Origin of the sequence: Faecalibacterium sp. i25-0019-C1, assembly GCF_042854225.1 — a bacterium.
Classification (GTDB): domain Bacteria; phylum Bacillota; class Clostridia; order Oscillospirales; family Ruminococcaceae; genus Faecalibacterium; species Faecalibacterium taiwanense.
The window spans coordinates 1,898,989-1,920,156 of sequence record NZ_AP031428.1; the positions used below are offsets into that span (position 1 = coordinate 1,898,989).

Here is a 21,168-nt window from a genome sequence, read left to right on the forward strand (position 1 = left end):
ACTTTTGTCCGCTGTTCCGCTATGCTGAATAAAACATCTGAGGGAGGATTTTTTATGGCATCTTCCAAACGAAAAAAGCACGGCGCGGGCTATGTGATCCTGATCGCAGTGCTCATCCTTGTACTGCTTGCAGTCGTGGCCGCTGTAACCGGGTACAGTCTGGTAGCCCGCCGGGTGAAAGCGCTGCAGGCAGGCGCGGCCTTTACCTTTGATTATGAGATCACATCCACAGCCGATTCCCCTGCCCTTTACACCATCCTGCAAAAGACAGGCTCCACCAAGGGCACCGTCAACGGCCTGTATGCGCCGGACGCACTGCAGCTGAGCATCTCGGCCCCGGATGCCGTTATCCCGGCAGGCCCGCTCACCCGGGTGTATATCAGCAGCAGCGAGACCTTATACGATGTCGGGCAGCTGTACAAAAATATCCGCTCTTCCATCACCGGCAGCTACCCGCTGGCGAGCCTTCTGCTGCCGGACTGGAGCCTTGGCAGTTATATCTCGCAGGCCCAGCTGGCAAGCCTGCTGGGTGTGGACACCACAGCCACCAGCCTGCAGGACATGACCGAGTTTGAGCTGCCGCAGAAAAAGCTGCAGCGCGTACAGCCGGAAAACGCAAAGGACGGCTACCTTTATTTTCAGCTGGATACCGGTGATGCCCGCGCCAATGCACCGGTACTTGTTATCGGGCTGGAAAAGAGCAGGTTCTTTGCGGATGCCATCCCGGTGCACATCCTGCTCACCATCCCGGAACACGGGGTCAGCATCCAGCTCACTGGCACCGTGAGTGCCCAGACCGTGGTGCTCACTGCGCCCACATCCCGCATGAAGGACGAAGACATCCAGACGCTGGTGCAGATCCGCGATACCATCCAGAGCGTGCTGCAGTTCGTGCAGACCGCTGCCAACAGCGTACAGAACGCGGGCTGATCTTTCCGCAAACATCAAAAGCCAGAAACGGCAGCAGTCGTTTCTGGCTTTCGTTCTGTCATTTTACCGGTCGAGGATGCGGCCATCGGTGGAGAAGGTGACTACATTCCACGGGATGAACTTGCCGCTGTTCTTCAGAGCAGTGATGGCAGCGTGCTCCAGCCCGCCGCAGCAGGGCACCTCCATGCGCAGCACGGTCACGCTCTTGATATCATTGCTGCGGATGATCTCGGTCAGCTTTTCGCTGTAATCCACAGCATCCAGCTTCGGGCAGCCGATGATGGTCACATGGCCCCTCATGAACTCCTCGTGGATATTGGCGTAGGCATAGGCGGTGCAGTCGGCGGCGATCAGCAGCTTGGCACCGTCAAAGTAGGGCGCGTTCACCGGCACCAGCTTGATCTGGCAAGGCCACTGTGCCAGCTGGGACTGCATGGGCACTGCGGCTGCGGCAGGTGCGGTCTGCTCACGGTGGAACTGTTTCATCATGCTGCCCGGGCAGCCATGGAACGCCGGTGCGGCGGGCTGTGCCTGCTGCTGGGCGGCAGCGGCCTTTTTCTGCTTGTTTTCCAGCACAGCCTGCTCGTCATAAGCGGCGGCTTCGCGCTCGGTAAAGGTGATGGCACCGGTGGGGCATCCGGGCAGGCAGTCGCCAAAGCCGTCGCAGTAGTCGTCCCGCATCAGCTTGGCCTTGCCGTTTACAAGGCCGATGGCACCCTCGTGGCAGGCGGTGACGCAGGCACCGCAGCCGTTGCATTTTTCTTCGTCTATATGAATGATTTTGCGGATCATGGAAAAATCCTCCTTGCTTTGATGTTCTGAGTATACTATAATCAGACCATGCTTTCGGTTGTTATAACCACAGAAAGAGGATTTTTATGAAAAAGATCGCGTCGCCCCTGTTTCAGGATCTTTCAGAAGCCGAGCTGGATACCCTTGCTGCTGCCGGGCACCTGCGCACCCGGCAGTTTGCAAAGCACGAGGTCATCTTCCACGCCGGAAGCTGCGTGCGGGAGATCGGCATTGTGCTGCGTGGTTCCGTGCACATTGAAAATCTGGATCTCTGGGGCACCAAAAGCATCCTGAGCAGCGTAGGTGCCGGGCAGGCCTTTGCCGAGACCTACGCCTTTTGCGGCGAGGCCTTGATGGTGGATGCTGTTGCGGCCGAACATTGCGAAATACTGTTCCTGCACACTGCCGCCCTTACCGATGCGCGGATCGAGCCAGCGCTGAAAGACAAGCTGCTGCGCCGCCTGCTGGCGGTGTCCATGCGCAAGAACTTCAGCCTTTCGCAGCGCATCTTCTGCACAACGCCCAAGACTGTGCGCGGACGGCTGCTGACCTATTTTTCCGCACAGGCAGCACGCTGCGGCAGGATGGCGTTCGAGGTGCCCTTCAACCGCCAGCAGATGGCCGACTACCTCAATCTGGACCGCAGCGCTCTCTCCAAAGAGCTGTGCAAAATGCGGGACGAAGGTTTGCTGGAATTTGATAAAAACCGCTTTGTTTTAAAGCAGCTTCCAGAATAACCAAAAGCGCCCGCCGGGCAGGGCTAGACCTCCGGCGGGCGCTTTCATTTTAACAAATCAACAGAACGAGATCAGACCGTCTCCTTCTTCTTGCGGGGTGCGCACTTGCGCTTGGGCTTCTCCGCAGCAGGCTTTTCCTCTGTAGGTACTTCTGCCTTTGCAGGCTCTGCTTTTTCGGCAGCCTTGGCGGCGGCCTTTTTTGCGGCGGTCTTACGGGCAAGCTTTGCGGGCTTTTCTGCCGGTGCTGCGGTCTCTGCCTTCCCCTCTTCTGCAGCTTCTGCCTTGGCGGCAGCCGCCTTTTTGGTGGTGCGGGGCTTGCGGGCCGCAGTCTTCTTGGCCGGTGCCTTTTCTGCAGCGGGCGCAGCTTCAGCGGCAGCCTCCACAGCAGGTGCCTCGGCCTTCTTTGCGGCACGCTTTGCGCGCTCCTTCACCTCGGCAATGGTCCACAGCTGGTCATCTGCGCCGGACACCTCCTGCCAGATCTGCAGCACGGTGCCAACCGCAGCGCCCATGCCAACGGTGTCCACGCACTTGCCGCCGGCCCAGGAAGAGCGCAGGCGCACAGTTCCTTCCGGGGTGGGCTGAACGGTCCACATCTGAGAGGTGCCGCCCACATCCTCCCACAGGTGCAGCCAGGTGCCGTTGGCGGTGCCGGTCATGGTCAGGTCCAGCAGCTTGCCGGATGCGCGGTTGCGGATGCGGTAAACGCCGTCACCCACACGGATAAAGCTCCACTCCTGCTCAGGCTTATGCTCGTACTTGCCCAGACGGACGGTACCGGCTTCCTTGGTGCCCTCCACGGCCTGAATGACGTTGCCGGTGTGCGCGGCAATGGTGTAAAAGTGATCGGCTTCGATCACGGTCTGTGCAACGGTTTTCATGGTTTGTTCCTCCTATGGATCGCAGCCGCCCGGCTCTGCCCGCGGCTGCCACTTGTATTTTGTATGCAGCCTGTACAGATGCACAGGCTCTTTTGTTTCCCTTATGGTAAATGATACCACATATCGTGATTTTCTACAAGCAATTCGACCAGCCTTTAGCAAAACAGACAAAAACAGTCAAGCTTTCCATCCGTTTTTCTCCCGCTCCATGGGCATTTCAGGCACCATTCTGTACCGGTTCGGCTCTCGACTTTTTGCCGCAGCTGCGTTATACTATGGAACGTGCACCCCGTGCACACATTCAAATTATCCGCCGCTCTGCTGCTGGGCGGCTTTTCTTGACCTATTCCTTATGATAAAAGGAGGTTCTTTCATGTCAGCAGACGAGCTCAACATTCAGCAATACCAAAAAATGACCGAGACACCCATTCCAAAGCTGATCCTCGGTCTTGCCGCCCCTACCATTTTAAGTATGCTCATCACCAGCATCTACAACTTGGCCGATACCTTTTTTGTGGGCCAGATCTCCACCAGCGCTTCCGGTGCGGTGGGCATTGTTTCCAGCCTGATGGCCATTATTCAGGCGCTTGGCTTTACACTGGGCCACGGCTCCGGCACCATCATCAGCCGCAGCCTCGGCAGCCGGAACACCGATGCCGCCACCCGCTTTGCTTCCACCAGCTTTTTTACTGCTCTGGCCGCTGGCGTGGTGCTGGCCGTTGTGGGCCTTGCCACTCTGCCCAGCTTCATGATGCTGCTGGGCAGCACCGAGACCATTCTGCCCCACGCCTGCGCTTATGCACGGCCCATCCTCATTGCAGCCCCGCTTATGATCTCCAGCCTTGTGATGAACAACATCCTGCGCTATGAGGGCAAGGCGAACTTTGCCATGATCGGCCTTGTGACCGGCGGCGTGCTGAACATTGTGCTGGACCCCATCTTTATGTTCGGCTTGGGCCTTGGCACCGCCGGTGCAGGCATTGCTACGGCTCTCAGCCAAAGCATCAGCTTCTGCATCCTGCTGTCCATGTTCCTGCGGGGCAAAACCGTCAGTCAGTTCCGTATTGCTGCCGTCACCCGTGAAGCGCGGGAGTTCGGCATGATCCTGGTGGGCGGTGCTCCCAGCTTTGGCCGTCAGGGCCTGCAGAGCATCGGCGGCATGCTGCTGAATATCGCCGCCCGCAGCTATGGCGACGCAGCCGTTGCCGGTATGAGCATCATTTCCCGCATTTTCATGTTCATCATCTCGGTAGCCATTGGCGTTGGGCAGGGTCTGCAGCCGGTGGCCGCGTTCAACTACGGTGCGCGCAAATTCCGCCGGGTGCAAAAAGCCGCAGTTTTTACCATAGGTGCAGCCTTTTGTATGCTGGTGGTGCTGGTGAGCCTGTGCTGGGTCAACAGCGATGCCCTCATCCGCCTGTTCCGCGACGACCCGGAAGTTACCGCCGTGGCGCTGCCCGCCTTCCACTATCAGTGCCTTGCCATTCTGCTGCAGCCGGTCATTGTGGTGGCAAACATGACCTTCCAGAGCGTGGGCAAAGCCGGGCGCGCCACCTTTCTGGCCTGTTGCCGTCAGGGCGTGTTCTTCATTCCGCTCATCCTCATTCTGCCCCGCACTTTCGGCCTTGTAGGCGTAGAGATCTGCCAGCCCATTGCGGATGCGCTCACCTTTATTGTTTCCCTGCCGTTCCTGCTGGCCTTCCTCAAGCAGCTGGACCGGATGGATGATGCTGAAAAAGCCAAAGCACAGTCCTGAAAGTCTGTCATAAAACTGTAATCAACAGCCGCGTTTTCCTGCAATGGAATGCGCGGCTGTTTCGTATTATAATTGAACTGGAAAACCTTTCCGGCTTTCTTTTAAACTTTGTTCCTTTCCATACTGTAAGGAGTGATCTTTATGAAGCGTAACGTTTGCCGCATAGGCAGCGCTGCTGTATGCGCTGCCCTGTGCCTTACCCTTGGCTGCAGCTGCAGCGTGCTGCCGCCCGCTTCCGGCAAGCCTGCTGCTCCTGCTTCCTCATTGCCCACCGATGCACACGGGGATCCGCTTTACGACAGCTCCCGGCTGGACGACGGAAAGCTGCGGATACTTTACGGTTACGACAATTCCGGCGGTGCCTGCACCGTTCTGTGCGGCAGCAAGGTGCTGTACCAGTCCTTCCGCAGCGAGAACGTGAACCTTCTGCAGGACACCGTGACCGGTGAGACCAACTACTGGTTCCGCACCTGGGCCGACCCGGACGCTTATTGCGGACGGCGCAGCGGCCTGTTTGACAAAGACGGCAATGAAGTCATGACCTTTGAGGGGGAGCAGAACGCCTCCATGCAGAACGGTCTGCTGGTGCTGCAGGAAGCCCACGCCGTGAACGGCAGCTACGAAAACGGCTACGACGATTACGGCACCTGTCAGGTGATCGACCTTTCCACCGGCGAACGTCTGCCCGTGCCGGATGGCGCATACCGCTGCATCGTGTGCGGGGACAGGCTGGTGTTCACCTGCTATGCCCGCCCAGCAGACCTTGCCGAGGACGCATGGGACGATGAACCCGCCCTGCACAGCTGGGTCATTATACAGACGAAGGACGGTACACAGACTTACGGCGCAGATGCCACTACTGCCCTGAGCCTTTCCTATGCACCGGACGTTCTGACCGACTGGGTGGAGCTGGACACCTGCCACGCCAGCGGCGAGCCAACGGACGAAACGCTCTATAACCCCGCCACCGGCGAAGGCTTCACCGGCTTCCGACAGGTATGCGGCAGCGGCACCGCCTGCTTCGAGACCAGCGATGGCCGCTACGAGCTGCGGGATCTCGCCACCGTGGACCGCACCCTCATTGGCACCTTCGACGACCAGCCCAGCAGCTATTTCCCGGGCTATGTGGTCACATGGCGCACGAGCGGCGACTTCGGCTATGATCTGCACGACCTTGTTACCGGTGAGGTGACACCGCTGTACGCTTCCAGCGTCATGAGCGACACCATCGCCCTTTACTATGAGGACGGACGGTTGAAGGTGTTCAACACCGAAACCGGCGATTTGATCACTGATACCACCGTGGAGCCAGTGAAGGGCCAGCAAAGCGTGATGATGGATAACAAGGGTGACGGCTACGTCTGGCTGGAGCTGCGGGATAACGATAACTTTGAGACCACCGCCACCCGCGTGTACGGCCCCGAGGGCCTTGTCTCCGACCTGACCCATCTGCAGGACAAGTATTATGCCCTGAACTATCTCATCACCACACCGGAGGGCAGGCCGCTGTACTGTGGCAACGCCAATGCGCCCAGCAGCAACGGCTCAATGTGTGACGTGCTGGATGAAAACGGCAACATTGTGTTCTATGGCCTTGGCAGCTGCTACAGCTACTACGACAACAGCCTGAACCAGCTGCCAGAACACGTGTTCGTTGCAAAACGCGGCTTTTACTACGGCTGGATGGACACGAACGGCAAATGGCTTTACTGCCAAAGCATCTTCTCTTCCATCAACGCCGACGATGAAATGGGCTACTGACCCAATAGGAGGAACGCCTTATGAAAAATGCTAAAATTTCCCGCCGCAGCTTTCTGCTTGGCCTTGCCGCCTGCTCTGCCGCAGGCATTCTCACTGCCTGCAAGGGGGATGACACCCCCGCCAGCAGCGCTTCCACCTCGCCGGAAGCACCCGCTTCTTCCGTGAGCGAGCTTGAACCCATCGGGCTGTTTACCGTGGAAGATTTTCCCAAGCTGGATGGCAGCACTGCCTGCATCCCGCTGATGGCCCAGATGATGGCCGATACCACCGGCATCGATCTGGAAGTAGCCCAGAGCGGCATTTCGGTCAGCACCACGGCCTATGCGTGGGAAAACTTCGGCCTGTACCCGGATGAGGAGTACACTGCCAGGATGCTGGTGGTCTACGAAGCGCCGGACTACGTAAAGGAAGAGCTGAAAGAAGCAAACGCCCAGCTGGAACAGAAACCCATTGGCCGGGACGCACTGGTGTTCATCGTGAACGAGAACAATCCGGTCAAGAGCCTGACCCGGCAGCAGCTGAAGGATATCTATGCCGGTAAGATCACCAACTGGAAGGAAGTGGGCGGCGAGGATCTTGCCATCGTGCCCTTCCAGCGGGGCGAAGACTCCGGCAGCCAGACCCTGTTCCGCAAGCTGCTCATTCAGGGCGGCGAACTGATGGACCCGCCCACCGAGCTGGCTCCCGCTGCCATGGGTGAGCTGGTGGACAGCATCGCCGCCTACAACAACAGCGCCAATGCCATCGGCTTCTCGGTCTACTACTACATCGACCAGATGTACTCCCAGCCCGGCCTGCGTCTGCTGGCCGTGGACGGCGTGACCCCTTCCAACGACACCATCGCCAGCGAAAGCTACCCGCTGTGCAACGAGTTCTATGCCGTTCTCCATGCGGACGCTGCCGCCGACAGCCCGGAACGCCAGCTTTACGACTGGCTGGATACCGCCGCCGGACAGGACTGCATCAAAAAATCCGGCTATGTAGCGGTGGCCCCCACCACTGCAGCAAACAGTGCCGTCTAATCTTCCAGCAATTGACAGCTTTCTGCATTTCTGTTACAATATTACACATGAATGTTGAAACTTTTTTTGCAAAGGAAGGCTCAATATGGACAATTCCTCCTCCCATGTGGAAAGCTGCTGGCGCACCCAGCTGCGCAACCGCATCATTCAGGCGTCCAGTCTGCTGGAAATTTTGCTCTCCGGCCTTGTGCTCATCGGCCTGCTGCTCAGCGCTGTGCCGCTCATCAAGTGGATGCCTGGCCTGCTGTTTGACGGTAACGAAGTGGAGATCCGCATTTTTCTGGAGCGGAGCCTTGACATCGTGATCGGCATCGAGTTCATCAAAATGCTGGCCAAGCACAGCCCCGGCAGCAGTCTGGAAGTGCTGCTCTACGCCATTGCCCGTCATCTGGTAGTGGGCCATGACTCGGCAGTAGAAAACCTGCTCAGCGTGGGAGCCATCGCACTGATCTTCATTGTGCGCAAGTTCTTCTTTGTGCCGGCCTTTGGTGCCCACCTGCCGGACGGCCATCCGGCACCGGATCTTTCACCTCGCCAGAGCGGCATCCCCGCCGATGCGTTTTTCTCCCGCCTGAAGGAGCGCGCCAAGGCCGAGGCGGCCGAGGCCATTCCTTCCGAAGAAGAGACTTTTGACGAGTACGATTTTGAGCAGGCCGCCCCGGAACCAAAATAACATAAACAAAAATGCCCCGCAGCACTGCCGGAAAACCAGCAGGCTGCGGGGCATTTTATAATGCTTTTATTTTTTATTGTGCTTTCCGAAGCGGTACTCTTTGCCCTCACGGATGCGCTGGATATTGGCGCGGTGCATATAGATCACCATGCCGGACATAAAGCCGGAGCCAATGGCACACACCAGCATATCACCGGCGGCATAGCCCTGCAGGGATCCGTAAATGATGGTCAGCACCGGGTAGAGTGCTGCCATGGCCACACTGCCCAGCGACACCATGCCGGTGGGGATCAGGCACACCAGAAAGATAATGGCCAGAAACGGCAGCAGCACCGGCTGGATGGCCAGAATGGCACCAGCTGCCACCAGTACGCCCTTGCCGCCTTTGAACCCGAAGTACAGCGGGTACAGATGGCCCAGCACTGCAAAGATAGCGGCCAGATAGACACCCAGATACGGCGACATGCCGGCATCGGCGGGCAGCATGTGGAACAGCCACCGGCCGATGCACACGGCCAGCACGCCCTTGAGCACATCGCCTGTCGCGGTCATGGCGGCAGCTTTCTTGCCAAAGGTGCGCAGCATGTTGGTCATGCCGGCTGCACCGCTGCCATGACTGCGCACGTCGTCATGATATACGAATTTGCTGACGAGGATGCCGGTATCCACACTGCCCAGCAGGTACGCCTGCAGGATGGTGGCTGTGGCGATCAGGATCGCTTTCATCATAGAAACGGATGCCTCCTTTGCGGGCGCTTACACGTCCTTTGCGCCCACTTCGCCGGAGCCGCGCTCGCGGATCACCAGACGGATGGGAGTGTGTTCCAGACCAAAGTTCTCGCGGATCTGGTTGATCAGATACCGCTGGTAGCTGAAATGGAACAGCTGCTTCGAATTCACAAAGGCCACGAACGTGGGCGGGCGGGTGGATGCCTGAGTCAGATAGAAGATCTTCAGGCGGCGGCCCTTGTCGCTGGGCGGCTGCATCCGGGCTGTGGCGCGGGCCAACATCTCGTTCAGCACGCCGGTGGGCACGCGGGCACCGTTCTGGCTGTCCACATCGCGGATCAGCTGCATGAGCTTGTTCACGTTGTAGCCGGTCTGAGCCGAGATGAAGATGATAGGAGCATAGCCCATAAAGCTGAAGCACTCGGCATAATCGCGGCGCTGCAGCTCCATGGTGTTGGTCTCCTTGCCTTCCACCGCGTCCCACTTGTTGACGACGATGATGCACGCCTTGCCCTGATCGTGGGCATAACCGGCCACCTTGCTGTCCTGCTCGGTAAAACCGACGGTGGCATCCACAAGGATCAGCGCCACGCGGCTGCGCTCCACAGCGGCCAGTGCGCGCACTACCATATAACGCTCCAGACCGTCGGTGATGTTGCTGCGCTTGCGCAGACCGGCGGTATCGGTAAAGATGAACTTGCCATAAGCGTTGTCCACCGGGGTGTCAATGGCATCACGGGTGGTGCCCGCCTCGTTTGCCACGATCATGCGGTTCTCGCCCAGAATGCGGTTGGTCAGGCTGGACTTGCCCACATTCGGGCGGCCGATGATGGCAACCGGGATACGGTCCTCTTCCACCACCGTCTCGCTGAAGTCCAGATGGGCGCACACAGCGTCCAGCAGGTCGCCGGTGCCGTGGCCGTGCACGGACGAAATGGGCATCACCTCGTCAAAGCCGAGGTTGTAGAACTCGTACATCTCCATGGGGGCATCGCCCACCTTATCGCACTTGTTCACGGCCAGAATGATGGGCTTGTGGCTGCGGCGCAGCATGTGGGCCACATCCTCGTCTGCGGCGGTCAGGCCGTCGCGCACGTCCACCACCATGATGATGCAGTCTGCAGTGTCAATGGCGATCTGGGCCTGCTCCCGCATGTGGGCCAGAATGCCCTCGGTAGCCTTGGGCTCAATACCGCCGGTGTCCACCAGCAGGAAGTCATGGCCGTTCCACTCGCAGTTGGCAAAAATGCGGTCACGGGTAATGCCCGGCGTGTCCTCCACAATGGCAAGGCGCTGACCGCACAGCTTGTTGAACAGGGTGGATTTGCCCACGTTGGGGCGGCCCACCACTGCTACGATCGGTTTGCTCATAGGGGTTCCTCCTTTCTTACAACCCTCTCAGGCACGGCTTACGCCGCGCCAGCTCCCCCGAAAGGGGGAGCTTTTATCACTTCTGCCGAAAGATGCATAAAACCTCGCCCTTCGGGAGAGGTGGCATCGCGCAGCGATGACGGAGAGGGTTTTCTTTTATGCTTTTCTTCTCCTTGCAATGTGCAGGCCGCTGCGCAGCAGGGCGCGGGCTTCGTCGCCGCCAGAGGTCGGCAGCACCTCCACCTTCACGCCAAGGCGCTGGGCCAGCTGGTCAGTGGTGATGTCGTCCAGAAAGGTGTCTTTTTCCTCCCGCAGCATCACGGCGGGCACGCCCAGCGTGCCGCTGGTCAGCTTGCCCTCGCACTGGGCAATGATATCGGTCGCCGTTACAAGCCCGGCCACACCCACATTGCCGCCGAAGAATTTGTTCTTGATGGTGTGCACCGTCACCTCGACCATGGGGTACTGGCGGTGCAGCTCAGCCATCATCTGTTGGATGAGCGGCGAAGCCATTTCGCCCGTGACCACGTCCATCTTTTTGGTGCCGTAGATGCGGTGGGGCTTTTCCAGCTCCGCCAGAAATTCCGAGGCATACAGGCGCATCATGCCCACGCCGTTTTCCAGCTGGTCGAAGTCCTCGTAGAACTCTTCCGGCGGGATGGGCCTGCCTGCCTTGAGGTACCATTCATCACTGGGATAAATGATGCGCTTGCCGTGGCGGCGCTTGCACTCATCGCCGAATTCTTCCATGATGTCGATGACTTCGGCGCTGGTCTTTGCATCATACGGTGTCTGCTTGAACAGCTTCTCGCGGTAGTCCGTCACACCGCAGGGCACCGCAGCGATGCTCTGCACCATAGGGGTCAGCTCCAAAAGGTCGGAGAGGGTACGGCGCAGCTCGTCGCCGTCGTTGATGCCGCGGCACAGCACCAGCTGACAGTTGACGGCGATGCCGCCCTCCACCAGACGGGGCAGATACTTGAGCACCTCGCCGCCGCGCTTGTTGGCCAGCATCCGCACACGGAGCTGCGGGTTCGTGGTGTGCACTGAAATGTTGATGGGCGAAATGTGCATCTTGATGATGCGGTCGATCTCGTGGTCCTGCATGTTCGTCATGGTGATATAGTTGCCGAACAAAAAGGAAAGCCGCTCGTCATCGTCCTTGAAGTAAAGGCTCTCGCGCATACCGGGGGGCAGCTGGTCGATGAAGCAGAACATGCAGTGGTTGGAGCAGGAGTGCTTCTGATCGCCCAGATAGGTCTGGAAATCGCAGCCAAAGGGACCGCGCTCCGTGCGCTGCACATCCCACTCGCGGATGCCGTCTGCCACCCTTGCTTTCAGGTGGAAGCTTTTGCTGTCGGTGTAGAAATCGTAGTCCAGACTGTCGTTCAGCTCGTTTTCGTCCACGCTCAAAAGCTCGTCACCCGGGCCAAGGCCCAGCACTTCCGCTTCGCTGCCGGGTTCCACCCGTGCGATCTTCATTGCCACCGCATCCACCTCCTTTCAGACAGAACAAGAAGGGGAAGGCATGCGCCCTCCCCTTCTGTACATAACACCATTATGCCACCAATTACGCGCAAATTAGGCCTTCTTGATGACTTCCTCGCCCTTGTAGTAACCGCAGTTGCCACATGCCTGGTGGGGGAGCTTCAGAGAGCCGCAGTTGCTGCACTTGACCAGTGCGGGGGCCTCCAGCTTCCAAACATTGCTGCGACGCTTGTCGCGGCGGGCCTTGGAAAGATGTCTCTTAGGTACTGCCATATTTTTGCACCTCCTTGATGGGTTTATCAGTTCAGCAGTGATTTAAGGATTGCGAGCCTTGTGTCTACGGGAGCTTCGGCATGCTCTGCCGGCTGGCAGGTGCATTCCGCCTTCTTTTTGCCGCACACGGGGCAAAGCCCGGCGCAGTCGGCACTGCAAAGCAGCACCGTGGGGATCTGGAACATAAACTCCTGATTGAGCCATTCATCTACATCCAGATGTCCTTTTTCGTCCAGCGGAAGGTCAAAATCCGGGTCATCCAGATCCCGTTCCTTTACCGTCCACTCCGTATCGACCGTCTCCTCCCGAATGACCGGGTCCAGACAGCGGGCGCACTCTCCGTGCACCGATGCGTTTGCCCGCAGTGTCATCCGGATCTCGTCGCCGTCTGTCTCCGCTTCAAAAACAGCGGTGACCGGCTGCGGGATCCTTGCCCCGGCATAATCATGTGCAGATAAATCACACTGAAACTCTGCATGATAGGGTTGTCTGCCGGTGGCGATAAACTTTCTCAGGTCAAATTGCATAGTACACCTCTAAAAGGCTGCTTTGTTAGTATAGCGCCAACGCAGCCCTTTGTCAACACCAAAACAGGCAGAAAACCGAAAAAATTTAAATTTCCCGGTTCTCTGCCTGTTCAAAGTGGTTCAGATCCCGATTTTCCGGAATTACAGGTACTTCTTCACATCGTGGGGCAGTGCAGCCTCGTCAGCGCTGACGGTAACAGTCACCTTCACGCTGTCGCCTGCAATGGCTGCCATCTCGTCCAGCACAACACCCAGACGGTTGATGTCATGATCCAGCACCTTCAGGATGCCGTCAATGTACAGGTCGGTGATATCGTAGTTGCTTGCCATCAGGCCGGCAACAAAGCCGTACAGCATTTCGCCGCCGGAGATCTTGTACTCGTCCAGGTCGATCAGACGTGCAGCAGGAGCGATGTCGTAGGTGAGCTTCATGCCCTTTTCAACGACGACCACGTTGCCCTTGGAGGTCTTGACCGCATCATTGATCTGGTCGATCATAGCCTTGGTCTTGCCGGAGCCCTTGGTACCAACAATCAGTTTAATCATAGTTCAGTCCTCCTGTATTTTCCACGCCTTGCGGCGGGAGATCATTTTTATTTACTTCAGCTTTGCTTCCAGCTCGGCGGTCAGGCCTTCGTAGCCCGGCTTGCCCAGCAGAGCAAACATATTCTTTTTATAGCTCTCAACGCCCGGCTGATTGAAGGGATTGACGCTGAGCAGATAACCGCTGCAGGCACATGCACGCCAGAAGAAGTAGATCAGGTAGCCCACATTGTAAGCGGTCAGGTCGTCCATCTCGATCAGCACCTCGGGCACGCCGCCGTCGGTGTGGGCGAGGATGGTACCCTCCATGGCCTTGCGGTTGACAACGCTCATATTCTGGTTTGCCAGGAAGTTCAGGCCGTCAAAGTTGCCTTCCAGCGGGTCGATGAACAGATCCTGTGCAGGCTTCTTCACGTCCACGATGGTCTCGAACATGGTGCGGGAGCCTTCCTGAATGAACTGACCCATGGAGTGCAGATCGGTGGAGAAGATGCAGCTTGCGGGGAACAGGCCCTTGTTGTCCTTGCCCTCGCTCTCGCCGAACAGCTGCTTGTACCACTCGTTCATCAGGGCGAAGTCCGGCTCGTAGCACTCCAGAATTTCAACGCTCTTGCCCTTGCGGTACAGGATGTTGCGGATGGCAGCATACTTGTAAGCGTCATTGTCCTTGCTCAGAACGGAGAAGCGCTCCATGGAATCGGCAGCGCCCTTCATCAGGTCGTCGATGCTGATACCGGCAGCAGCAATGGGCAGCAGGCCCACAGCGCTCAGCACGGAGTAGCGGCCGCCCACGTCGTCGGGGACCACGAAGGTGGGCCAGCCCTGTGCGTCGGCCAGCTGCTTCAGGGTGCCCTTGGCACGGTCGGTGGTGGCGTAGATGCGCTTGTTGGCTTCTTCCACGCCCATCTCCTTTTCCAGCAGTTCACGCAGCACGCGGAATGCCAGAGAAGTCTCGGTGGTAGTGCCGGACTTGGAAATGACGTTGATGGAGAAGCGCTTGCCCTTGCACAGGCTGATGATGTTGTTCAGGTAGGTGGGGCTGATGCTGTTGCCACAGAAGTAGATCTTGGGGCCATTTTCCAGCTCGTTGTGGAACTGGCCCTTGACGGCCTCGATGACAGCGCGTGCGCCCAGATAGCTGCCGCCAATGCCGGCCACCACCAGCACATCGGAATCCTCGCGGATCTTTGCGGCGGCTTCCTTGATGCGGGCGAACTCTTCCTTATCATAATCACGGGGCAGATACATCCAGCCGAGGAAATCATTGCCCGGGCCGGACTTTGCTTCCAGCTGGTTATGGGCAGCTTCCACCTGCGGATAGATGGCTGCATATTCCTCTTCGCTGATAAAGCTGGAGAGGTGTTTTGTGTTCAGTGCGACGCTCATTTTATTATAACCTCCAAACGATTTGCCGGGCCTTTGCCCTGCGAGGAAATATCTTGGTATAAGTGTACCGTTCCCTCCGGGCAAAGTCAAGGTCAAAATCCTTGGATTTCATACAATTTTAATAGTGTTTTTTTGTTTCTTCATCCAGAATTGTTCACACAGACAGTTCCACGCAGCTTACCGCAGCGCGCTTTTGTACGCTGAAGCGTGCATTCAGCTTTCGCAGCCGGTCAAAGCGTCCCACAACAGGCCGAATGCGGTGCCAAAGTCCATTTTTTCAGCATCGGCAGCGGCGCGCACCTCGTACTCGCCCAGTTGGGTCTCCCTGCTCAGGATGCGCACCGTGCCAACGGTCTGGCCCAGCTGCACCGGTGCTTCCAGCTCCTGCGGCAGATCCAGCTGCGCGGTGAGGGCGGCGGCGTTTTCCTTGGGCATCAGCAGCGTTTCGGGCAGAGCGGTGTAGTCCAGCGGTACGCTTTCCTCTGCACTGCCCTTTACTTTTATAAGAAGAGGCCGATCCTCCATGGCGGGCAGCGGCACGGCGGCGTAGGCCGCAAAGCCATAGTCCAGCAGGGTGGTGGCCGCTGTGAACCGCTCCGAGCTGGAGAGCGACCCCAGCACCACGGCGATCAGGTCCAGCCCGTCGCGGGTGGCGCTGGCGCTGATGCACACGCCCGCGCCGCTGGTGGTGCCGGTTTTCAGGCCGGTGATGCCGTTGTAGCGCTTGAGCAGCTTGTTGGTGTTCACCAGCTGGGTGGCACCGCCGCGCAGGGTGTCCGTCCAGATGCCGGTATAGTGCAGCACCTCCGGGCAGGTGTTCAAAATCTCGCGGCTCATGATGGCAACATCGTGGGCGGTGGAAAGATGCCCTTCGGTGTCCAGCCCGCAGGCATTGTGGAAGGTGGTGTTCACCATGCCCAGTTCTGCTGCGCGGGCGTTCATCATCTGCACAAAGCCCGGCTCGCTGCCTCCCACCAGCTCTGCCACAGCCACAGCGGCATCATTGGCAGAGGACACACAAATGGCTTTGATCATCTCGTCCAGCGTGAACTGCTCCCCCGGCTCCAGCCAGATCTGACTGCCGCCCATGTGGTAGGCGTGTTCACTTACCGGCACCAGCGTGTCCATGGCAATGCGGCCGTCGTGCACGGCTTCAAAGGTGAGCAGCAGGGTCATTACCTTGGTAATGGATGCAATGGGCATCTGCTGGTCGGCGTTCTTTTCATATAATATGGTGCCCGTCTGCTGGTCGATCAGGCAGGCGGCGCGGCAGGGCAGCTCCAAGGCAGGCTGTGCCGCCGCGGGCTGCACCGGCTGGGTCTGGTCTGCAGCCGCCTGCACCGCCGGGCTTTGCTGCCGCAGCCCATTGCCCTGCGCCGTGCCAAAGGCCAGTGCAAACAGCCAGAAGCACACCACCCCTGCACACAAAAGCGCCAAGTTTTTCCGCTCCATTTCGGTCCCTCCCTGCGCAATGTCTCTTGCTGAGAGAGTATGCAGGGGCCTTTTTGTTTAGAATATCCTGCGCCCGCACCGCAGCCTGCATTTTTTATTTTGTCTTTTTCTACAAAAGGGCTTGACTTTTGCCCACCTTATAGTGTAAATTGGAGATGGCCCAAAAAGGCTGTATTGCTTCATTTGTGGAATTATTTTTTAGGAGGATACTATTATGATTCTGTCTCGTCGTTCTTTCCTGAAGATGGCTGGTCTGACCGTTGTTGCTGCTGCAGGTGCTTCCATGTTCACCGGCTGCGGTCTGACCACCTTCACCCCCGTCAAGTTCGTTGCTGGTGATCCGGCAGAAGTTACCACCACTTTCATCAATGCAACCAAGGATCTGAACGTCCTGCTGTGGCCCGGCGACGCTTACAAGAATGCCGATAAGTGTAAGAAGAATGTTGCTACCCAGATGACCACCTACTATCACATCGACATCAGCGGCATTGAGTTTGACACCGTTGAGTACAAGGAAGCCACTGAGGAGGCTGCCGCTCACGTGGAGATCACTGTCAAAGCCAAGACCCAGCACTAATCCCACCAAAGTTCTCTTTGAGAGACGGGCGTTTGCCCGTCTCTTTTTGTTTTGCCCGCTTTCCAGCAAAAAAGTGCCTGCTGCTGTGCATCCGGTCTTGCGCCGCACCGCCGCTGTGATATATAATAAAGAGCAATGCAAACACCACCCCGTTTTTTGTCGAAAGGATACCCCCTCATGCGAGTTTGTTTTTATACCCTTGGCTGCAAGGTCAACCTGAATGAGACCGGCGCGCTGGAACAGATGTTCCGCGCCAACGGCTTTACCATTGCGCAGGAGAACGAGCCTGCGGATGTTTTTGTGGTGAACAGCTGCACCGTGACCAACTTTGGCGACCAGAAAAGCCGCAAGTGGCTGCGCCGCAAAAAGCGCGAGAACCCCGGCGCGGTCACGGTGCTTACCGGCTGCTACCCGCAGGCTTTCCCGGAGGAAGCCGCCCAGTTCACCGAGGCCGACCTTGTGTGCGGCAACGGCGACCGCAAGGCCATTTTAGATAACGTTCTCAAGCTGCTGGACGGCCATGAGCGCATTGTGGCCATCACGCCCCACCAGCGCGGCGAAAAATTTGAAGAGCTGCCCGTGGAGCGGTTCGAGACCCACACCCGTGCCTTTATCAAGGTAGAGGACGGCTGCAACCGTCAGTGCGCCTACTGTGTCATCCCCCGGGCCCGCGGCCCGGTGCGCAGCCGCGACGAAGCCAGCATCCTTGCCGAGCTGCGCCAGCTGGCGGCTTCCGGCTACCGCGAGGTGGTGCTCAGTGCCATCTCCCTGCCCAGCTATGGTCTGGATACCGGCACCAACCTTGTGGAGCTGGTGGAGCACTGCGCTCAAGTGGAAGGCATCCAGCGCATCCGTCTGGGCAGTCTGGACCCGGATATGCTCACGCCGGAGTTCATCACCCGCCTTGCCGCCGTGGAAAAGCTCTGCCCGCAGTTCCACCTGAGCCTGCAGAGCGGCTGCACTGCCACCCTGCGCCGGATGCGCCGCGTTTACACTGCCGAGCAGTATGCACAGGTGGTGGACCAGCTGCGCGCCGCCTACGGGGAGCGCCCGGTCAGCTTTACCACCGACTGCATCTGCGGCTTTCCCGGCGAGACGCAGGCCGATTTTGAAGAGAGCTGCGAATTTTTGAAAAAGATCGGCTTTCTCAAGGTACATGTGTTCCCCTACTCCCGCCGCAGCGGCACCCCGGCCTACGATTTTCCGGAGCAGGTGCACGAGCGGGAAAAGCAGGAGCGCAGCCGCGTGATGAACGGCATTGCCGAGGAGGTACGCCGCGAAGTGCTGACCGCCTATGTGGGCACCGAGGACGATGTGCTGCTGGAGACCCCGCTTTCCGGCACGCTGTTCACCGGCTACACCCGGCTGTACATTCCGGTGGTGGTGTCCGCCCCCGGCCACGAAAGCGGTCAGATCGTGCACGTAACGCTTGGCGAGTACGACGGCGAGCGTGTGCGTGCAGCACTTTGCTGAGTTTACGCGCTTAAAACTGTTGATTCTGTACACGAGGACGAATACAACAAATTTTTAACAAATTTTGCGTTTTATCCCTTTTCATCCGGCACGCTTTATGCTAAAATGAAAGTGGATCATCCCGGGCACAGCGCTGTTTGCAGCAGTGCGTTACCAATGTGCCCTGTAACGCGCCCGCCCTGCGCGGCAGAACGCTGTCGGCAGCCGGGTGCAGCCCGTTTGTTTTTAGCAAAGCAAGGAGAGAATTGGAATGAGTTTCAGAGGAATCAATACCACGGTCATCCAGATCCGCCGTCAGGTGTTCACCGAGGTGGCACGCATGGCTTACGCCAACGTCAAGGGCGAGCAGGCCAACCACCTGATGCGCAAGATCCCCTACACCATCATCCCCGGCGAGGAAGGCAAGCTGCGCAAGGACATCTTCCTGGAGCGCGCCATCGTTGAGGAGCGTGTGCGTCTGGCCATGGGTCTGCCCACCCGCCGCATGGACGAGCACAACAGCGTCGTCTCCGGTCTGGAGGATGCATCCATCGCCGATAAGTATTATGATCCCCCGCTGGTGAACGTGATCAAGTTTGCCTGCAACCGCTGCCCGGAAAAGCTGGTCAAGGTCTCCGACCTGTGTCAGGGCTGCCTTGCCCACCCCTGTATGGAAGTGTGCCCCAAGAAGGCCATCACATGGGAGAGCGGCCGTTCCATCATCGATCAGGACAAGTGCATCAAGTGCGGCCGTTGCGTCGGCGTGTGCCCCTACAACGCCATCGTCAAGACCGAGCGTCCCTGCGCTGCAGCCTGCGGCATGGGTGCCATCCACTCCGATGAGCTGGGCCGTGCCGAGATCGATTACAGCAAGTGCGTTTCCTGCGGCCAGTGTCTGGTCAACTGCCCCTTCGGTGCCATTGCCGACAAGGGCCAGATCTATCAGCTGATCCAGGGCTTCAACCGCGGCGACCGCATCTACGCGCTGGTGGCTCCCGCTTTCATCAACCAGTTCCCGGGTCTGGCTTCCACCGGCAAGCTCAAGGCCGCCCTGAAGGCCGTCGGCTTCTACGATGTGGTGGAGGTTGCCATTGGTGCCGACCTGTGCACCGTGGACGAAGCACACGACTTCCTGGAGGAAGTGCCCGGGAAGCTCAACTTCATGGCAACTTCCTGCTGCCCGGCATGGAGCATGATGGCAAAGACCGCTTTCCCGGATCTTGCCAAGAATATCTCCATGACCATGACCCCCATGGTGTTCACCGCCCGCATGATGAAGCAGAAGGACCCCGAGGCCCGTATGTGCTTCATTGGACCCTGCGCCGCAAAGAAGCTGGAAGCTTCCCGCCGCACCGTCCGCTCCGATGTGGACTTCGTGCTCACCTTTGAAGAGCTGGCCGGTATCATCGAGGCCAAGGATGTGGACACCAGCCTGCTGGAAGTGGACGAGGCCGAAGCTCTGCACGCTGCATCCGCAGCAGGCCGCGGCTTTGCACAGTCCGGCGGCGTTGCCAAGGCTGTTGCCGATAAGATCAAGGAATGGCACCCGGATATGGATGTCAAGATCGCATCCGCACAGGGCCTTGCCGAATGCAAGAAGCTGCTCATGCTGGCCAAGGCCGGCAAGTACAACGGCTACCTGCTGGAAGGCATGGGCTGCCCGGGCGGCTGCATCGGCGGCGCAGGCACCATTGCCGACCCTGCACGCACGGCCATCCAGCTGAACAAGTACGTCAAGGAAGCTCCCTTCGCCGACCCGGAGCAGAGCCCCTTTATGAGCGAGATCCATGTGCTGAAGGACGACCCCGACTTTGAACTTTAAGCGCTGATTTTTCAAGAACCGCTTCTCCTGCCGGAGGGGCGGTTCTTCGTCATCTTTGCCCACCATATTTTATCAATGTGCAACATTTCTGTGAAAGCTTCACGAAGCGGATTGACAATTTTGCACAGCCATGCTATTTTAGCATTGACAAACCGGTATTACCGCAATTGTTCAACGCCGCCTCTGTGGCAGGAAAGGCAGATTATTCATGACGAACACTTATAAGCGCGTAAGCGCCGCCCTGCTTTCGGTGCTGCTGCTGTGCATGTTCACCTTTGGTGCAAGCGCTGCTTCCAGCCTGAACGTAGGCATTAAATTCTGGAAAGAAAGATCCGATAAGGAATCCATGGCCAACACCGGCATCGATGCCAGCCGTGATGTCACCCTCACCCGCCAGTCCAACGGCACCTACACGCTCACCCTGCCCATCCAGCAGGTAAGCAAGATGGGTGTCACCGGCTATCTGTCCGGCCTGACCATTGGTGATGTGACCTACACCGGCACCGTCTCCGGCGATGTTGCCAAGGGCACCGGCGTGCTCACCATCAAGAACATGCCCGCCTCGGTGCTGACCGGCAGTGATGTGAACAAGGCACTCACCGTTACCTGCAACATTCAGATGGATCTGAGCGTGCTGGGCGAGATCAACACCGCGGCCCGCATGTGCATCTGGAACAAGTAAGCTTTTTCAAGCAAAGAACGGCGTTCCCCACCGGAACGCCGTTCTTTGCTTTTATCACTCCATGTGCTTTTCCACAAAGTCGCCAACCATTTTGTCCAGCTGCAGCACAGCGTTCTCGGCACCCTTCATCACCTTGCGGGTGGTGCGGCGCAGCTGGCGCTGGTTCTGGGTGGCGGCCATCACGCCCACGGCACCCAGTGCCGCCCCCGCGGCCATGCCAAGCAGCATCCCGGAAGAACTGGTGGATTCATGTTTCATAGTAAAACTCCTTTCGGTGAAAAAGATCCGGTCTCCGGCGTTATTATTTCCTGTAA

General features: G+C 58.3%; 21 protein-coding genes. 10 read left to right on the top strand and 11 right to left on the bottom strand.

Annotated features, from left to right (window positions below; genetic code table 11):
* Nucleotides 1-54: 54 nt before the first annotated feature.
* Nucleotides 55-930, top strand: coding sequence for a hypothetical protein (locus ACGHUK_RS09430; protein WP_390574177.1), 876 nt, complete (start codon nt 55-57; stop codon nt 928-930).
* Nucleotides 931-993: 63 nt separating this feature from the next.
* On the opposite strand, the gene ACGHUK_RS09435 is transcribed toward ACGHUK_RS09430, so the two are convergent.
* Entirely contained in the window at nt 994-1,722 is a 729-nt protein-coding gene (locus tag ACGHUK_RS09435; protein ID WP_097775294.1) for an ATP-binding protein, read from the bottom strand.
* Between the two features lie 86 nt (nt 1,723-1,808).
* Here ACGHUK_RS09435 and ACGHUK_RS09440 point away from each other — a divergent pair, with 86 nt between their 5' ends.
* A complete protein-coding gene (locus ACGHUK_RS09440; RefSeq protein WP_390574179.1) occupies nt 1,809-2,459 on the top strand; it encodes a Crp/Fnr family transcriptional regulator in 651 nt (216 codons plus the stop codon).
* Nucleotides 2,460-2,530: 71 nt separating this feature from the next.
* Here ACGHUK_RS09440 and ACGHUK_RS09445 read toward each other — a convergent pair whose 3' ends face one another.
* Complete coding sequence (locus tag ACGHUK_RS09445) at nt 2,531-3,340, bottom strand: RICIN domain-containing protein (protein WP_390574181.1); 810 nt, start codon at nt 3,338-3,340, stop codon at nt 2,531-2,533.
* 373 nt (nt 3,341-3,713) lie between these two features.
* Between ACGHUK_RS09445 and ACGHUK_RS09450 the strand changes: the two genes are divergently transcribed.
* From ACGHUK_RS09450 to ACGHUK_RS09465, 4 genes are all read left to right on the top strand, one after another.
* Nucleotides 3,714-5,096 (top strand): MATE family efflux transporter, encoded by a 1,383-nt coding sequence (locus tag ACGHUK_RS09450; protein ID WP_390574183.1) that lies wholly within the window; start codon nt 3,714-3,716, stop codon nt 5,094-5,096.
* Nucleotides 5,097-5,237: 141 nt separating this feature from the next.
* Nucleotides 5,238-6,857 (top strand): DUF5046 domain-containing protein, encoded by a 1,620-nt coding sequence (locus ACGHUK_RS09455; RefSeq protein WP_390574185.1) that lies wholly within the window; start codon nt 5,238-5,240, stop codon nt 6,855-6,857.
* A gap of 20 nt (nt 6,858-6,877) precedes the next feature.
* Nucleotides 6,878-7,879 (top strand): substrate-binding domain-containing protein, encoded by a 1,002-nt coding sequence (locus ACGHUK_RS09460; protein WP_223389383.1) that lies wholly within the window; start codon nt 6,878-6,880, stop codon nt 7,877-7,879.
* 85 nt (nt 7,880-7,964) lie between these two features.
* Nucleotides 7,965-8,552 (top strand): transporter, encoded by a 588-nt coding sequence (locus ACGHUK_RS09465; RefSeq protein WP_390574186.1) that lies wholly within the window; start codon nt 7,965-7,967, stop codon nt 8,550-8,552.
* Nucleotides 8,553-8,618: 66 nt separating this feature from the next.
* Here the strand turns inward: ACGHUK_RS09465 and plsY are convergent, their stop codons facing one another.
* From plsY to ACGHUK_RS09505, 8 genes are all read right to left on the bottom strand, one after another.
* Nucleotides 8,619-9,281 (bottom strand): glycerol-3-phosphate 1-O-acyltransferase PlsY, encoded by a 663-nt coding sequence (plsY, locus tag ACGHUK_RS09470; protein WP_390574188.1) that lies wholly within the window; start codon nt 9,279-9,281, stop codon nt 8,619-8,621.
* A gap of 27 nt (nt 9,282-9,308) precedes the next feature.
* On the bottom strand, nt 9,309-10,652 hold the full coding sequence (gene der, locus ACGHUK_RS09475) for a ribosome biogenesis GTPase Der (protein WP_005944256.1): 1,344 nt from the start codon (nt 10,650-10,652) through the stop codon (nt 9,309-9,311).
* 156 nt (nt 10,653-10,808) lie between these two features.
* On the bottom strand, nt 10,809-12,134 hold the full coding sequence (locus ACGHUK_RS09480) for a DUF512 domain-containing protein (protein ID WP_390575802.1): 1,326 nt from the start codon (nt 12,132-12,134) through the stop codon (nt 10,809-10,811).
* Nucleotides 12,135-12,233: 99 nt separating this feature from the next.
* A complete protein-coding gene (gene rpmF, locus ACGHUK_RS09485) occupies nt 12,234-12,413 on the bottom strand; it encodes a 50S ribosomal protein L32 (protein WP_005920250.1) in 180 nt (59 codons plus the stop codon).
* A 26-nt stretch (nt 12,414-12,439) separates the two neighbouring features.
* Nucleotides 12,440-12,940 carry a DUF177 domain-containing protein gene (locus ACGHUK_RS09490; RefSeq protein ID WP_154259338.1) on the bottom strand — a complete coding sequence of 167 codons (501 nt, stop codon included), beginning with the start codon at nt 12,938-12,940 and terminating at the stop codon, nt 12,440-12,442.
* A 141-nt stretch (nt 12,941-13,081) separates the two neighbouring features.
* Nucleotides 13,082-13,486, bottom strand: a complete 405-nt coding sequence (locus ACGHUK_RS09495) for a hypothetical protein (protein WP_005944262.1) — start codon at nt 13,484-13,486, stop codon at nt 13,082-13,084.
* A gap of 51 nt (nt 13,487-13,537) precedes the next feature.
* Entirely contained in the window at nt 13,538-14,869 is a 1,332-nt protein-coding gene (locus ACGHUK_RS09500) for a glucose-6-phosphate isomerase (RefSeq protein WP_390574190.1), read from the bottom strand.
* Nucleotides 14,870-15,082: 213 nt separating this feature from the next.
* Nucleotides 15,083-16,321: a D-alanyl-D-alanine carboxypeptidase family protein gene (locus ACGHUK_RS09505; RefSeq protein ID WP_097781643.1), complete on the bottom strand. Its 1,239-nt coding sequence runs from the start codon at nt 16,319-16,321 to the stop codon at nt 15,083-15,085.
* A gap of 214 nt (nt 16,322-16,535) precedes the next feature.
* On the opposite strand from ACGHUK_RS09505, the gene ACGHUK_RS09510 reads away from it, so the two are divergent.
* The 4 genes from ACGHUK_RS09510 (at nt 16,536) to ACGHUK_RS09525 (ending at nt 20,854) form a co-directional block, all read left to right on the top strand.
* Nucleotides 16,536-16,898 carry a twin-arginine translocation signal domain-containing protein gene (locus tag ACGHUK_RS09510; protein WP_390574192.1) on the top strand — a complete coding sequence of 121 codons (363 nt, stop codon included), beginning with the start codon at nt 16,536-16,538 and terminating at the stop codon, nt 16,896-16,898.
* 177 nt (nt 16,899-17,075) lie between these two features.
* Nucleotides 17,076-18,371 carry a tRNA (N(6)-L-threonylcarbamoyladenosine(37)-C(2))-methylthiotransferase MtaB gene (gene mtaB, locus ACGHUK_RS09515; RefSeq protein WP_005944273.1) on the top strand — a complete coding sequence of 432 codons (1,296 nt, stop codon included), beginning with the start codon at nt 17,076-17,078 and terminating at the stop codon, nt 18,369-18,371.
* A 250-nt stretch (nt 18,372-18,621) separates the two neighbouring features.
* Nucleotides 18,622-20,172: a 4Fe-4S dicluster domain-containing protein gene (locus tag ACGHUK_RS09520; protein WP_005944276.1), complete on the top strand. Its 1,551-nt coding sequence runs from the start codon at nt 18,622-18,624 to the stop codon at nt 20,170-20,172.
* 208 nt (nt 20,173-20,380) lie between these two features.
* Nucleotides 20,381-20,854 carry a pilin gene (locus tag ACGHUK_RS09525; RefSeq protein ID WP_097775281.1) on the top strand — a complete coding sequence of 158 codons (474 nt, stop codon included), beginning with the start codon at nt 20,381-20,383 and terminating at the stop codon, nt 20,852-20,854.
* 54 nt (nt 20,855-20,908) lie between these two features.
* On the opposite strand, the gene ACGHUK_RS09530 is transcribed toward ACGHUK_RS09525, so the two are convergent.
* On the bottom strand, nt 20,909-21,112 hold the full coding sequence (locus ACGHUK_RS09530; RefSeq protein ID WP_044954007.1) for a hypothetical protein: 204 nt from the start codon (nt 21,110-21,112) through the stop codon (nt 20,909-20,911).
* Between the last annotated feature and the right edge of the window lie 56 nt (nt 21,113-21,168).